This window comes from Streptomyces monomycini (assembly GCF_022271435.1).
Classification (GTDB): Bacteria; Actinomycetota; Actinomycetes; order Streptomycetales; family Streptomycetaceae; genus Streptomyces; species Streptomyces monomycini.
The window spans coordinates 1-1,493 of record NZ_JAFIQY010000089.1 but is presented as its reverse complement, the minus strand read 5'-3'; the positions used below and the strand labels follow the sequence as shown (position 1 = coordinate 1,493).

The window sequence follows — 1,493 nt, the reverse complement described above, 5'->3', positions numbered from 1 at the left end:
CGGGGGTGCCTCTATGTTCTTCGTCAAGCGAGTCGAGGGTTCCTCGGCTCGTAGAAGGTGCCGTCGCGGAGCATGGCGAACAGGACGCTGATGCGGTGGCGGGCCAGGCGGAGGAGGGCCTGGGTGTGGGTTTTGCCGCGGGCCCGGCATCGGTCGTAGTAGGTGCGGGAGGCGGGATCGTGGAGGGCTGCGAACGCGGAGAGGAACATCGCGCGTTTCAGTTGCCGGTTGCCACCGCGGGGTGCGTGTTCGCCGTGGATCGATGTGCCCGACGACTTGGTGGTCGGGGCGAGGCCGGCGTAGGAGGCCAGGTGGGCGGCGGTGGGGAAGCCGGTGCCGTCGCCGACGGTGACCAGCAAGGTGGCGGCGGTCCTGACGCCGACGCCGGGCAGCGACGTCAGGACCTGGGAAAGAGGGTGTGCCTCCAGCAGGGTCTCGATCTGGGCCTCGAGGGCCCGGCGCTGTTCGTGAACAGCGGCGAGCGAGCGGGCCAGGGACGGGATCACGAGGTCGAGGGTGCCGGTGCCAGGAACGATGACGGTCTGCTCGTCGAGCGCGTCGAAGAGGTCGTCGATCAGCCGGGTGGCCATGCGCGGGGCCTTGGGCCGGATGGCCTCGACCAGCCTGCGGCGTCCGGCTTTGCGCAGGGCGGCCGGGGATCCGTAGCGTTCCAGCAGCCAGGTCACGGCGGGATGGTCCAGACGCGGACCAAGGACGCGTTCCAGGCTGGGATGGAACTGGGTGAGCAGGCCGCGTATCCGGTTGGAGGTGCGGGTGGCCTCGGCGGCGAGGTCCTGGTCGAAGCCGACCAGGACGTTCAGCTCGGCGGTGATCTCGTCGGTGAGCTGAAGCGAGCGCAGGGTGTGCGGCATCGTGCGGGCGGCGTCTGCGATCACCGCGGCGTCCTTCGCGTCGGTCTTCGCTTCACCCGGGTAGAGGTCGGCGATCCGCCGCATGGACAGACCGGGAAGGTAGGCGACCTTGCAGCCGGCGTCCCGGGCGACCGTCAGGGGCAGGGCTCCGATCGAGGCGGGCTGGTCCACGGTCACCAGCACGGTGCCGAACTTCGCGGCCAGCTTGTCGAAGACGGCCCGCAGCTTCGGCTCGCTGTTGGGCAGTTGCTTGTCGAAGACCTTCTTGCCGGCCGGGGTCAGTCCGTGCCCGTGGTGGGCGCTCTTGCCGACGTCCAGGCCGAGGAGGACGCCTACGTTGTCGATGTCGTCCAACCCATCCTCCCGAACGGGGTTCGTGCGGTGCTGGCCGGGGTTTCGGCGTCGTATGCGCGCATCCACGTTATGCAGACCTGCCGCCCACGAACGGCCAGGCATTGCGCCAGGCCAGGCGGTAGTCGGATCTCTCATCAGCGTCTCCAACGGAGCCTCCCAGGCCCGGTGACACCACCCCCCAGGTCATCCGTTCGACAGCGGGGACCAGTCATGCCGGGCCCGGAGGCCAGCAGCCCTCTTGCAGGACCGCGAAGAACATAACGGGGG

The 1,493-nt window shown here is 69.4% G+C and carries 1 protein-coding gene; it reads right to left on the bottom strand.

Going from position 1 to position 1,493, the window contains the following annotated elements; all coding sequences use genetic code 11:
* Window positions 1–23: 23 nt before the first annotated feature.
* Window positions 24–1,226, bottom strand: a complete 1,203-nt coding sequence (locus JXZ78_RS39985) for an IS110 family RNA-guided transposase (protein WP_030019644.1) — start codon at window positions 1,224–1,226, stop codon at window positions 24–26.
* Window positions 1,227–1,493: the final 267 nt, after the last annotated feature.